Annotated in this window: 12 protein-coding genes; 3 read left to right on the forward strand and 9 right to left on the reverse strand. The window is 73.1% G+C overall.

Features of this window, described 5'->3' with window-relative positions:
• The first annotated feature begins 72 nt into the window (after positions 1-72).
• Positions 73-1,533, forward strand: coding sequence for a M1 family metallopeptidase (locus tag ACZ6TV_RS32035; RefSeq protein ID WP_465301027.1), 1,461 nt, complete (start codon positions 73-75; stop codon positions 1,531-1,533).
• 5 nt (positions 1,534-1,538) lie between these two features.
• Here the strand turns inward: ACZ6TV_RS32035 and ACZ6TV_RS32040 are convergent, their stop codons facing one another.
• The 9 genes from ACZ6TV_RS32040 to ACZ6TV_RS32080 form a co-directional block, all read right to left on the reverse strand.
• Positions 1,539-1,940 carry a hypothetical protein gene (locus ACZ6TV_RS32040; RefSeq protein ID WP_465301028.1) on the reverse strand — a complete coding sequence of 134 codons (402 nt, stop codon included), beginning with the start codon at positions 1,938-1,940 and terminating at the stop codon, positions 1,539-1,541.
• 16 nt (positions 1,941-1,956) lie between these two features.
• The gene (locus ACZ6TV_RS32045; RefSeq protein ID WP_465301029.1) at positions 1,957-2,454 is read right to left on the reverse strand and encodes an EndoU domain-containing protein; all 498 of its coding nucleotides are present in this window, start codon (positions 2,452-2,454) and stop codon (positions 1,957-1,959) included.
• Positions 2,447-2,941 carry a WXG100-like domain-containing protein gene (locus ACZ6TV_RS32050; protein ID WP_465301030.1) on the reverse strand — a complete coding sequence of 165 codons (495 nt, stop codon included), beginning with the start codon at positions 2,939-2,941 and terminating at the stop codon, positions 2,447-2,449. Before ACZ6TV_RS32050 ends, ACZ6TV_RS32045 begins: the two co-directional genes overlap by 8 nt.
• Positions 2,942-2,944: 3 nt before the next feature.
• On the reverse strand, positions 2,945-3,277 hold the full coding sequence (locus ACZ6TV_RS32055; protein WP_465301031.1) for a hypothetical protein: 333 nt from the start codon (positions 3,275-3,277) through the stop codon (positions 2,945-2,947).
• Between the two features lie 4 nt (positions 3,278-3,281).
• Positions 3,282-4,145 (reverse strand): YbaB/EbfC family nucleoid-associated protein, encoded by an 864-nt coding sequence (locus tag ACZ6TV_RS32060; RefSeq protein WP_465301032.1) that lies wholly within the window; start codon positions 4,143-4,145, stop codon positions 3,282-3,284.
• A gap of 78 nt (positions 4,146-4,223) precedes the next feature.
• On the reverse strand, positions 4,224-4,949 hold the full coding sequence (locus tag ACZ6TV_RS32065) for an FHA domain-containing protein (protein ID WP_465301033.1): 726 nt from the start codon (positions 4,947-4,949) through the stop codon (positions 4,224-4,226).
• Complete coding sequence (locus ACZ6TV_RS32070) at positions 4,946-6,910, reverse strand: AAA family ATPase (protein ID WP_465301034.1); 1,965 nt, start codon at positions 6,908-6,910, stop codon at positions 4,946-4,948. Before ACZ6TV_RS32070 ends, ACZ6TV_RS32065 begins: the two co-directional genes overlap by 4 nt.
• A 2-nt stretch (positions 6,911-6,912) precedes the next feature.
• Complete coding sequence (locus ACZ6TV_RS32075; protein WP_465301035.1) at positions 6,913-8,301, reverse strand: hypothetical protein; 1,389 nt, start codon at positions 8,299-8,301, stop codon at positions 6,913-6,915.
• 11 nt (positions 8,302-8,312) lie between these two features.
• On the reverse strand, positions 8,313-10,694 hold the full coding sequence (locus ACZ6TV_RS32080; RefSeq protein WP_465301036.1) for a protein kinase domain-containing protein: 2,382 nt from the start codon (positions 10,692-10,694) through the stop codon (positions 8,313-8,315).
• A gap of 97 nt (positions 10,695-10,791) precedes the next feature.
• Between ACZ6TV_RS32080 and ACZ6TV_RS32085 the strand changes: the two genes are divergently transcribed.
• Together ACZ6TV_RS32085 and ACZ6TV_RS32090 are read left to right on the forward strand one after the other, a co-directional pair.
• On the forward strand, positions 10,792-12,153 hold the full coding sequence (locus ACZ6TV_RS32085; protein ID WP_465301037.1) for a hypothetical protein: 1,362 nt from the start codon (positions 10,792-10,794) through the stop codon (positions 12,151-12,153).
• Positions 12,150-12,821 carry a 4Fe-4S single cluster domain-containing protein gene (locus ACZ6TV_RS32090; RefSeq protein WP_465301038.1) on the forward strand — a complete coding sequence of 224 codons (672 nt, stop codon included), beginning with the start codon at positions 12,150-12,152 and terminating at the stop codon, positions 12,819-12,821. The genes ACZ6TV_RS32085 and ACZ6TV_RS32090 overlap by 4 nt, the downstream gene beginning before the upstream one ends.
• The last annotated feature ends 34 nt before the right edge of the window (positions 12,822-12,855 follow it).

A 12,855-nucleotide genomic window follows, 5' to 3' on the forward strand; every position in this document is an offset into this window, starting at 1 on the left:
GTCACCGAACCTCCACAGATCTGTCACCTCGCGGGACAGCGGGCGGGCCGGTGGGCTGATTACGATCTCGCGGTGCGTCGACCCCTCCTGTTCGTGGTACCCGTGCTGGCGCTGCTCGCCGGCTGCTCACCGGACCCGGCCCCGGCCACCGGCGCCACCCCCGGCGTCCCGGCCGGCTCGGCGCCCGCCGGGCCCGACTACACGAGCTGGGCGGCCGGCAGGTCCGCGCCCGTCGCCGATCCGCTCTACCCGTCCTACGGCAACGCCGGGGTCGACGTGCTGCACTACGGCCTGGAGCTGTCGTGGGCGCCGGAGACGAAGACGCTGACCGGGACGGCGACCATCCGGCTCCGGGCGGTGAGCGACCTGACCTCGGTCCGGCTGGACTTCTCGCAGGCGTACACGGTGGACGGCGTGACCCTCGACGGGGTGTCCGCCGCCGGTACCGTCGCCGACAACGACCTCACGGTGCCCGGCGCCGTCGCGAAGGACGCGTTCGCCACCGTCGTCGTGCGGTACCACGGGACGCCGGTCACGGTGCCGATGCCGTCGCACCGGGGTGACGCGGAGCCGCTCGGGCTGACCGTCACCAAGGACGGCGGGCTGTGGACGATGCAGGAGCCGTACGGCGCGTCGACCTGGTACCCGGCGAACGACCAGCCCTCGGACAAGGCGCTGTACGACATCGCCGTCACGGTGCCCGAGGGGTGGGCGGCGGTGGCGTCCGGGACCGCGAAACCCCAGGAGGGCACCACCTTCCGCTACACGTCCGCGGATCCGGTCGCGACCTACCTGACGACCCTGGCGGTCGGCAGGTACCAGAAGGAGACCGCGGCGGGGCCGCGCGGCATCCCGCTGACCTACTGGTTCCGCCAGGGCGTCGACGACCGGCTGCTGCCGTCGCTGCGCAAGGGCCCGCAGCAGCTCGCCTGGCTGGAGCAGCGGTTCGGCCCGTATCCGTTCGCCAGCGCCGGCGTGGTCATGGTGCCGTCGGAGTCGGGCATGGAGACCCAGCAGATGGTCACCATGGGCACCCCCGACTACGGCACGACGAAGCCGGCCGAGTTCGCGAAGTACTTCGAGGACGACCTGCTGCACGAGTACGCCCACCAGTGGTTCGGCGACGCGGTCGGGCCGGCCACGTGGAAGGACCTGTGGCTCAACGAGGGCTGGGCGACGTACGCCCAGCACCTGTACGCCAACGAGCGGGACAAGATCACGGCGAAGCAGTGGGAGGAATGGGCCCGCGGCGTCGACGGCAGGCTGCGCGGCAGGCTCGGCCCGCCCGGGAACCCGAAGGCCGAGAACTTCGCGGAGAGCAACGTCTACATGTGCCCCGCGCTGATGCTGCACCAGATCCACAAGCAGCTGGGCGACGACGCGTTCTTCGCGCTCGCCCGCGAGTGGGCGCGGCAGCACCGCGGCACCAGTCAGGACCGGGCGTCGTTCATCGCCTTCGTCAACAAGCAGACCGGCAAGGACTTCACCGCGCTCATCAACACCTGGCTGGACTCACCGACGACGCCGAAGTAGCCGGCTCAGGTCAGGCCGCCCGTGTACGGGCGGCCCGACTCGCTCTCCCAGCGGGCGACGGCTTCCTGCTTCGCCGCGGCGGACGGGGCCAGGAAGTCCAGGTACTGCAGGATCGCGGCGCGGGCCTCGTCGAACGTGTAGGTGGCCGACTCGTCCTCGTAGTCGAGCTCGGAGATCCGCACGCCGTCGGGCGTGGCGAGGAACAGCGACGAGTTGCCCTCGTAGGACTCGGCGGGGGACTCGCCGGCGCGGACCCGCTCGATCTTCTCCAGCAGCTGCACGAGGTCGGGCGCGTAGTTGACGATGTCGCTGATCAGCTGGCCGGCGAGGAGGTTGAAGTAGCCGGTGTCGGTCTTGGCCGACGGCGAGCCGTGCTGGTCACGGCTGAAGGCGATCCGGTCGCGCATGGGTGCCCACCTGTCCTCAGTTGATCGGCCAGGCCGAGTTCCACGACGTGGTCGTCGGGAAGTTATCGTAGCTGCCCTCGATCTCCAGGCCGTCGGACGTCCCGCGCCACCGCCTCGGGCTCGTCGGGTGCGGCGTACGGTTGGCGAAGGCGTCCTTGATCGTGTCCTCGACACGCTGCGGGTGCCAGCTGTCGGGGAAGAACGTGCTCGAGCCGTCCTTCGGGTGCCAGGTGCCGTCGGCCGCCTGGACGTCGACCCGGGCCCGGTAGGTCCCGGACGGGTTGCGCTCCAGGACGATCTCCATCCCGTCGGCGTCCCGCCGGACCCTGGCACCGGGAGGGTTCCAGCCGTTGTGCCGGTGGTGGTAGCCGGAGCCGCGCAGCCCCTGCGGCTTGCGGATCACGTGCCCGCGGAAGACGTGCTGGTAGCGCGGGTGCCGCAGCCTCGCCCTCAGCCACTTCTCGACCGGCGTGAAGACGCCGCTGCCGCTGCCGCCCCGGCTGCGTCTAACCACCCAGCACCGCGTTCAGCGCGAGGTCGATCAGCTGGTCGATGACGAACTGCGTGATCATCTTGAAGATCGGGATCTCCAGCAGCGACGCGCCGAAGGTGGCGATCGCGGTCGCGACGGCCTGCGCGATCTCGATCGCGAGCAGGACCAGCTGCACGATCACGTTGATCTTCAACGCGAGCACGATGCCGGCGCAGATCATCAGGCCTGCGCCGATGAGGTGGGCCGCGGTCGCGCCGTCCTCCAGGTTCGCGCGGGCCGAGTCCCCCTCCTGCCACGTGGCTCGGAACGCCTCGACGGCCTGGTCCTTGTTGTCGGACCAGACCCGTTGCGCCGCGGCGTCGGCGTCGGCGATGCCGCTGGTGATCCGGTCCGGGAACGCCATCCACGCGCCGCCCAGCTCGAACAGCTTCGTCTCGTCGGCCTCGGGCCAGCTGTACCCGAGCATGCCCAGCAGCGAGACCAGCTCGCCGGGAAGTTGCAGTCCCATGCCTCAGCCGCCCAGCATCCGCTTGTAGGCGTTGATGTCGGAGCCGGTGGCGGCCTCGTTGTCGGCGTAGTTCTGGCCCATCTGGCGGGCCGTCGCGCCGATCTGCTGGATCTCCTCGGTGTTGCCGGTGTACGTCTCGAACGCGAGGTCGGAGATCACGCCGTACACCATCCCGATCAGCGAGCCGATGTCGTCGGTGCCCCACGGCTCCCCGTACGCGGCCAGCTCACCCTGGAACGCGGTGATCTCCCGGTTGATCACGTCGGCGGCGGTCATGATCCCGTCACCGGAGCGCATGATCCCCTCGGGGTCGATCTCGACACGGTCGGACGGCATCGGCTCACGGCTCCCTGATCCTCGACATGATCCCGGTCAGCGACGTGGTCAGCTGCGTCATCTGGGTCACGCTCGCCTCGCGCAGCTCACCGACCCGCCGGCGCAGGTCGGCGAGCTCCTCGGCGCTGCGGGCCGCCGCTTCGGTGCCGGCGGCGGCGAGCGCGGCGTTGACCGCGGTGACGGTGTGCCCGGCCAGGTCGGCGGACGGCAGCCTGGCCGCCCGCGGCCCGAACGCGAACCCGGTGACCGTGCCGCCGTCGTCGACCCGCGCGGAGACGTGCCCGTCCTCGTCGGCGCCCGTGTGCCCGTCCCGCGGCGGCGGCTCGCCGGTCTCGCCGGTCTTGTGCCGGGCGGCCCGGAGCGTCCCGCCGAGCGCCGCCAGGAGCTGCTCCAGGCCCTGCCCGCCGGTGTCGCCGCCGAGGCCGGTGCGGTCGCCGACCCTCGCGATCGCGCGGTTCAGCGCGCCCTGGATCTCGTACATCGCGCGCTCACCCTGGTCGCGCACCTGCTCGACGCTCGTCTCCAGCGCCGCCAGGGACGGCGCGTCGGCACCACCGCCCGCGCCAGCTCCCGCGAGCAGCAGCGCCCGCGAACTCCGCAGCGCCTGGTTGACCGCCTCGGCGAGCAGCTCGCCGAGCTCGTCGTCGCCGAGCCGCATGACCTGCGGGGCGAGGGTGACGGTCCGCAGCCGCCCGCCTTCGGCGACGGCCTCGACGGCACCGTCACCGGCCCGGCCGGTCGCCTCGGCCGGTGCCGTCCCGGGGTCGGCGGCCTGGCTGTGCTGTTTCCCGGCGGATGGCAGGTCAGCCCGGAGCGCGGCCAGCTGCCGCTGCGCCTCGTCGATCCGCTGGGCGTAGTCGTCCGCCATGGTCCACCCACTCTCCGTACACCGCCGGGAAACCCTAACAAGAACGGTCAATCCATACCGTCCCGCCGGATGTGACCGTCACGACCCGGGTGCGGGCTCCGGCTCGCGGCGCGGCTGCCGGATCCGGTCGCTGACCGGGCCGAGGTGCCGGCCCTCGTCGGTGGCGAAGCGGAGCCGGTCGGCGGGTGTCAGCGGGGTACGGTGCACGATCTCCTGGTCGTTGACGAAGGTGCCGTTCGGCGCGGCGGGGTTGGGTGTGATCCAGGCGTCGCCCTGGGTGTCGACGTTGACCGTGGCGTGCCAGCGGGACACGTTGGGGTAGCGCGCGAAGACGTGCCGGTGCGTGCCGGCCCGGCCCAGGTCGGCGGACATGCCCGGGGCGGTCAGCACCACCGGGCCGTCCGGGAACTCGATGACCAGCGCCGGCGGCACCAGCGACTCGTGGCACCGCGCGCACGTGACGTTGGTGGCGTCCACGGCGTGGGTGCCGCACTTCCAGCAGACGGTGCGGGCCCGGTCCGGCTCGCTGTCGTCGCCGGCGGGGCCGTCCTCGCTGTCCTCGTTCTCCGCCGTTGCCTGCGGCGGCACCAGCTCGGTCCCGTGGTGGACGGGGCAGTACAGGTGATCGGCCGAGTACAACTCCCCGTCCAGGGGGCACATCAACTGCTCGTGCGGCCGCGCCGCGCTGCCGTCCGCCGCGGGCGGGTCCGTCAGCTCGACCGAGGTATGGACGGGGCAGTACAGGTGCTCTGCCGGGTGCAACTGTCCGTCGACGCGGCACCACAGCTGGTCGCCGGCGCTCACCGGTCGTGCCTCGCGATCAGCGTGACCACGCCGTTGTCCGCCTTGATGTCGCTGACGGTCACGGTGCCCCACCTGACCTGCTCGTCGAACAGGTAGCGGGCGAGCGGGTTGATCAGCTTGCTCTCCACCTCGCTGCCGACGCCGCGGCCGCCGTTGGCGAGGGTCTCCGAGCTGGTGCACCAGCCGTCGAGCCGGCCCAGCGCCTCGGTGTCGAAGCGCAGGTCGATGCCGTTCTCGCGGTCCAGCCGGCGCTGGACGTTGCCGAGCTGCTGGCGCAGGATGCCGCGGGCCGTCTCGGCGTTGATGAAGTCGAAGACGACGATGTTGTCGCCGAAGCGGTTGAGCAGCTCCGGCCGGCCGAGCCGGACCGTGAAGTGGTCCTTGATCGCGGCCAGGACGATCCGCTCCACCTCCTCGTGCGGGGTGCCCGGAAAGACCAGCTGCTCCTTCTCGTTGGTGCCGGGGATGTCGCGGTAGATGCCGAGGTTCGAGGTGAAGATCAGCATGCACTCGGTGAAGTAGGTGGTGGTGCCCTGCCCGTCGGTGAGCCGGCCGTCGTCGAGGATCTGCAGGAACTTGTCGAAGATCTGCGAGTTCGCCTTCTCGAACTCGTCGAACAGCACCACCGAGAACGGCTTGCGCCGGATCGCGCCGGTGAGCTCGCCGCCCGCCTCGAAACCGACGTACCCGGGCGGCGCCCCGGTGAGCCGGTCCGCGGCGTGGCTCGCGGAGAACTCGGACATGTCGAAGCGCAGGTACGCGTCCGGGTCGCCGAACAGGATCGTCGCGATCTGCTTGGCCAGCTCGGTCTTGCCGACACCGGTCGGGCCGGCGAGGAACAGGATGCCCCGCGGCCGGTTCGCGGAGCTGGCCGCCTGCGCGCCCGACAGGCCCAGCGCGGCGCGCTTGAGGATGTCGAACGCCTTGGTGACCGCGGCGGCCTGGCCGAAGATCCGCTGCGGGATCTCGCGCTCGCCGAGCAGGATCTGCTCCCGGATGGTGTCCTGCCGCCACGGGTTCTCGTCCACGCCGATCTTGTAGATCCGGATCGCGTCGTCGATCTGCGCGAGCGGGATCGCCCGGTCGGCGGCGAGCCGCGCGATCTCCCGCATCGCGTGCACCGTCATGTCGTCGGTGCGCTTGGCGAAGCGGTTGACGTCCGGATCGTCCGCGGCCGGCACGCTTCTGGTGACGATCGGCGCGAAGAACCGGGCGGCCGTCGTCCGGTCGGACAGCCCCGGGTTGGCCAGCGCGATGGTGCGCACCCGCTCCATCCCCATCGCCAGCCAGGCCGGCAGGTCCCGTTCCCCCTCGCTCAGCCAGATGACCGGGTTGAACAGGTCGATGGTGCGCTCCGGCGGCCCGCCGTGCCGGGTGACCGCGGTCGCCGCGAGCTTCTGCGCGAACAGGAAGAAGTCGCGTTCCTCGCTCTCCAGCCCGGTCGGGCTGCGGGGGATGCGGGCCGCGTAGTCGATGACGAACGCGGCCCGCACGTGCTTCGACCCGCCGTCGGGCGTCTCGTCCTTCTTCTGCTCCGCCTGGATCGCGTCGGCGTTGATCGGCGGCGGCTCCGAACCGCCGACGACGCGGGCCATGCAGGTGCGCAGCCGCTCCAGGGTCTGCTTCCGGCCGACCATGGTCCGGCCGAGCAGCTGGTCGGCGGCCGCGCGGGCGTCGGCGTCGTTGGGCGGGTACACGGTGATCCCGTCGACCTGGTCCGAGACGATGAGGCAGCGGTACCCGGACGGCCGCAGCGCCCGCCACAGCACCTCCAGCAGCGGCTCGGGCCGCACCCCGTCGGGCGCCCGGCCGGTCTGGTCCGGGACCATGTAGAGGTCGCGGATGTTGCCGTACAGGACGTACTGGGAGTGCGCGGCGAGGGTCCCGGCGAGCTCCTGCGCGAACGACGGATAGCCCGGCAGGAACGCCGACTGCTTGCGGGTGGAGACCTGCAGTGTCATGACTACCTCTCAGAGCCGTCGACGGTGCGGTACTTGGGTGCGGACTCGTCGCCGGACCGGCGCCGCGGGATCGTCTGGTCCCACCGCCGGACCGGCTTGCGCAGCGTCGCCGGCACCTGCACGGTCGCGTCGAAACCCTGCGCGGCGAGGGCCTCACCGGCCTCGCGCATGCTCTCGTTGAGGTCGCCGCAGCGGGTCGCCTCGGCGCTCGCGCCGGCCCGCAGCTCGGCCATCTGCCAGCGCACCTGGCCCTGCTCGTCGACCCAGACGTCGGCGCTGTGCTCCGCGTTCCACGAGCCGCGCGCCACGGACAGCGCCGCGGTGTGGTTGACCTCCATCCCGGTGCTGACCGAGTAGCCGAGGCCGGTGAACGTCGCCGCGAGGGCCTCCAGCAACCGGAGGCGGTCGACCTCCCGCTGCACCCAGGCGAGGGTGCTGTCGGCGTCGCGGCGGTCGGCGGCGGTCAGGTCGGCGTCGCCGGCGACCACGGCCCGCAGCCGTTCGATCGAACGCGCGCACTGCGGCACCGTCGCGGTCTTCGCGATCACGTCGGTGACCAGCGGCTCCTCCAGCGCGACCAGCAGGCGGGCGGCCTCCTCGCGGCGGGCGACCCGCGGGTTGATCTCGGTGTCCACGGTCTCGGCGAGGGCCTCGACGAACGTGCTGCTCATGCCGGGGTCCCGCTGGGACGCGGTGATGGCGGCCAGCCGCAGCGCCTGCTCCCGGTCCGTCGCGTTCGCCTCGGCGGACAGGCGGCCCAGGATCGCCTCGATCTCGGCCTGGACGCGGTGCTGATCGGCGCTGGGCGCCACCGGCACCGGTGCCGTCGTCCGCCCGCGCTGCTCCTCGCGCAGCGCCCGGCGGCGGTCCAGGACGCTCTGGTACCGCGACAGCAGCTCCGCGGCGGTCAGCGAGGTGCCGGCCGGCGCGGGCAGCTGCGAGAGCAGGGTCCGCTGCTCGCGGTCGGTCTCGGCGCGCTCGACGGCGGCCCGGGCCACCGCCAGCTCCCCCTGGACCCGGGCCACCCAGCCGCGGACGTCGGCCAGGCTGCGGCCGGTCAGGTCGTACGGCGAGGGCATCGGCACCCGGACCCCCGCCCGGGCGGCACGCGCCGACAGCAGGCGCACCTCCTTGTTGGCCTGCACGACCGCCGCGGCGGCCAGACCCCACAGCCGGCTGCGCATCTCCCGGTCGTCCTGCGCGTCGGCGGCCCGCGCCATCTCCTCGCCGAACTGCTCCAGGGCGCGCCCGCCCGCTTCGGTGCCGGCCTGCGCCGCCTTGATCACCAGGGCGGTGGCCACGGCCGCGCCGATGACGACCAGCGCGGCGGCGGCGACGGCGGGCCCGATCACCATCACCGCCGGGGCGACCACGATCTCTCCACCACTCATGTATCCGCTCCTCAGATCGTTCCGACTCGAATGCCAGGGATGGACGGGTTGTTCAGCTCTTCCTGCGCGACGCGGCGGTCCTCGTCCTCGATCTGGCGCCGCCACGCCTGACCGCGCCGCACGACCCAGACGAGATGCGCGGCGGTGGTGCACACGGCGACGGCCTGCGGCAGCTGTATTGCGAACAGCCCGACGGCGGCGAGGCCCAGCAGGATGACGCCGGCGGCGGCCAGCGACGAACGCTGCATCCACCGGCCGACCGGGCGCAGCGCGATGGCCCCGGCGCCCGGGATGGAGTACCGGACGTGGAACCGTCCGCCGATCTCCGCCGCGAGGAGGCACTCGGCGACCAGGGACACGGCGAGACAGACGGCGGCGGCGACCCAGGCGAGCCCGACGGCGACGTCGCCGGCCCGGTTCGCGGCGTCCGCGGCGACGATGAGCGCGACCCACAGGACGGCGATGAGGCAGACCCCGCCGACGGCCCAGCCGAGCGCGGCCGGCCGGTTCTGCCGCCGGGACCACTCCCGGAAGCTCGCGCTCATGTGCAGCGCGGCATTGTGGAGCCGCTCGGCCTCGATCGCGTCCGCCGCGGTCTGCGCCCGGGTGCTCGCGTGGGCACGCAACAGGAACGCCATCCAGACCCGGTCCGGCCGGGCGGCGAGCCCGCTGAACCAAGGCATCGGCGCGGGCAGCCCGGCGTCGGTCTCGCGGACGAGCCGGCGGGCGGCGTCGAGGTCGGCGGGGCGGCGTAGCACCGCCCGCAGGGCGAGCGCCAGGGCCTGCCTCTCGATCTCGGGGCGCGCCAGGTACGCGCGGGCCTCCTCGTCGTGCACGGTGGCGACCTGGTCACCCCACCTGCGCCACTCCTCGCGCCAGTCCCGGTCGAGGTCGGCGAGCGCCTGCATGCCGCTCTCCCGCTGGTCGGGGTCGTGCTCGATCGGCGTCGCGGTGTCGAAGAGCGGCAGCAGGTTGTGGTTCCACAGCTGGCCCAGCACCGACACGGAGTTGCCTTCGTTCCTGAACACCAGCTCCGTGAGGTCCGCCAGCGGAACCCGGGCGACGACACGGTTGCGGAAGGTCGCCGGGCGGGTCGGGTCGAGCGCCCGCAGGACGCGCAGGAGCCGCACGTCGCCGGGCTCCGCGGTCTCTGCGGTCTCCAGCCGCACCCCGTCGACGACCCGGCGGGTCTGTTCCGCCTCGGCGTCGGTGAACTGCTCCAGCCACTCCAGCAGCCGGTCGAGGGCGCCGTCGTGGGTGAAGAGCACCTCGACCGAGTGGTTCCAGGCGGTTGCCATCGCCTGCGCGAGGTCGGCCCGTGAGCGGTACTCGCCGTCGTTGAACACGAAGGGGTTCGCCGCGTCCGGCACGTCCGGGGCGGTCGTCGCGGGCCACGTCGCCGCGGTCGGCGGCAGCTGCGGGTCCTCGCCGACGAGCCACTGCGCGACCTGGTCCCGGCCCCAGCGCTGGGAGGGGTCGGAGCACAGCAGGCCCTGGCAGAGCATGCGGACCCGGTCGTGGCGCCCGGAGTTGCCCGACGGCGGGCCGTCGGGCACACCACCCACGTCGACGGTGCGCGCCCGTCCGAAGTGCCTGCGGATCACGGCCTGCGGCAGGTAGGCGAACGGGTGCTGGCCGGAGGCCAGTTCGAGCATCGTCATGCCGAGTGCCCACCAGTCGGCCGCCTCGGCGACCTCGTCGACGAGGATCGACTCGGGCGCCTGGTAGGCGAGGTTGATCCGATCGTCCAGCGGGATCTGTCCGGGCGGACCGGCCAGGCCGAAGTCGACGAGCGTGACGTCGAGCGGGTCGCCGGGGCCGGGGCCGAGCAGGAGGTTGGCCGGCTTCACGTCCCGGTGCACCAGCCCCCGCCGGTGCAGGCTCTGGAGGGCCGCCGAGACCTGCTGCGCGACCGCGTGCAGGGCGGGGAAGTCGAAGCCGCCCGGGTGCGTGTCGCGGTAGCCGAGCACGCTGCCGCCCGGGACGTGGTCCATCACCTCGTAGCCGGGCCCGAACTCGCGGCACCGCACGACGTGGTCCTGCGGAGCGGTCAGGAACGCGACCAGGTCAGGGTGCGGGCGGTGGGCGGCGCGGTAGTGCTTGATCACCCGCTCGGCGCCGCTGCCGCGCTCCCTGACCAGGAACAGGTCGGCCTGGCTGGACGGACCGTCGAGGGGGCGGATCAGCTCGTACCGCGCGGCGAGCGCGTCCGGCAGGCCACCGCCGGGCCAGTCGAGCGCGTCCGCGGCCGCGTCGGGCCACTCGCGGCCCTCGTCCAGCAGTGTCACGGCCAGGTCGGCGTCGTCGCGCGGCGCGCGTGGCGGGAACCGCCGGACCCTCCCCGCGTCGAGCAGTGTCTCAGCGAGGCCGCCCGCCCGCTCAGGCTCAGTCATGCGCCGCCCCCACCTCCCGTCATCGAGCCGCGGCATTTCCGGTCCGCCAGAACTGTGGTGACACGTACGTGCCTCCATCAAAGAAAGTGACGGACAGGTGAACCCACTCCAGCTCCTGGCGCGCCGGCTCCGGCAGGCGTTCGCGGTGTTCCGTGACCCCGACGCGGGTCTGCTGCTGCCGTTGCCCGAGCCGGCCGTCGACCCGCGGGTCAACGCCGGGCGTCTCGCCGAGGAGGCCCGCCGGCAAGGGCAGGCGGACGGCCGGAAGTACCTCTTCGACGGCTGGTCGTTCGGCCACGACAACGACCCGCCGGACGCGGTGCTGGACCCCGAGTACGTGCTGGGCCTGCGGCACCAGTGCCAGTCCGCCGTGCACGAGCACCGCGACCGGCAGAAGCTGACCGACGCGCGCCTCGCCGACCTGCACCTGGTGGTGCGGGACTCGGACCGCACCATGCGCGCGGCCCGGGACCGGATGGCCCGCGTCGCCGCCCGCGACCAGCTCGGCGAGGACGACTCGCTGCGCGCGTTCCTGCACCGGCGCAACATCAACGCCGACGCCCTGAACCTGCCGCCGCTCGACCATCCGGTGTGGGAGGGGGAGGCGCCGCCGATGCCGCTGATCTGGCGGGTGCTCATCGTGCTCTTCCTGACGGCCGTGGTCTTCGAGATCGAGCACTACGTCACGGAGACGTACCTGCCGGTCACCGGGCTGGGCGGCACGACGACGCTGCTGATGACGCTCGCGATGGCGGGCCTGACGATCGTCGGGCCGCTGGTGTCCGGCCAGCTCTTCCGCAACCGGCACGCGACCGGCTACGACCGGGTCATGGGCGCGCTGACGTTCCTGCTCCTGGTGCCGACCCTGGCGATCATCCTCGGCTTCGGCCTGCTCGCGGCGCGGCTGTTCGACCACGGCGTCACCGCCGACGGCGGGATCGTCGGCGCGTCCCGCTCCGCGGCGCTCGGCCTCACCCCGGCGACGCTCATCGTCGTGTTCGACGTCGTGCTGTTCCTGGCGTGCGCGATGGCGTACATCCTCGGGCTCGCCCAGCGGCACCCGTTCCAGCAGGCGTTCGCGCGGAGCCGGCAGATGCGCAACCGGACCGTCCACCTGAGCCAGCGGATGGGGACACGCATCAACGGCGACTACCGGGCCACCACGGTCGGCCCGATGCGGGGCGGGATCGGCGACGAGCCCGACGAGGAGCCCCCGGCGCCGGAACCGGACCGGGAGCTGGCCATCCAGCACGCGTACCTCGCCGCCGAGGACGCCTACTACCAGGGCCTCATCGAAGCGGTCGCCGACCCGACCTTCACCGAGGCCGTGATGCGCCGCCGGAACCGCCGCACCGCCCTTCCGGCACCCCGGCCGGCGCCGGAGCCCACACCGGCTCCGGAACCCGCGCCGGTGCCGGCGGCCGGGCCGGAGCCGGTCGAGGACGGTGCGGCGGCGTGAGCGCCACCCTGCGGGTCACCCGCTCGCACTTCCCGGTCACGGCGCTCGGCCCCGGCGTCCGGCTCGGCGTGTGGGTGCAGGGCTGCCCCCTGCGGTGCCCGGGCTGCATCGCGAAGGACACCTGGGATCCCGGCGCCGGGCTCGAGGTCGGCGTCGGGGCCCTGCTGCGCGACGTGCGCCGGGCGATCGACGCCGGCGCGGACGGGATCACCATCAGCGGCGGCGAGCCGCTGGAGCAGGCGGAGCCGCTCGGCGACCTGCTGCGCGGGGTGCAGGACCTGCGCACGGCCGCCGCGGCGGCGTTCGACGTCATGCTCTACACCGGCTACGAGCCGCCGGAGCTCGACGCGGCGCAGCGCCGCACGGCCGCGCTCGCCGACGTCCTGGTCACCGGCCGGTACGTGGCCACGGCCCCGACGAAGCTCATCTGGCGCGGCTCCGCCAACCAGCGGCTGCGCCTGCAGACCCCGCTCGCGCGGGAGCGTTACGCGTCCTATGTGGACTGCGAGCCGGCCGAGCCGCCGATCCAGATCGAGACGTCGCCGGACGGCCACGCGTGGTGGGTGGGCGTGCCGAACAACCCGGACACCAAGCGGGCGGTGGAGGCCACCCTCGCGGCGTACGGGTATTCGGTCGAGTCCGTGAGCTGGCGGCGGCCGGTCCGCTGAGACCGGCCGCCGCCCCTGCCCGTGGCTCAGTCCG

This window comes from Dactylosporangium sp. NPDC051087 (assembly GCF_055586325.1).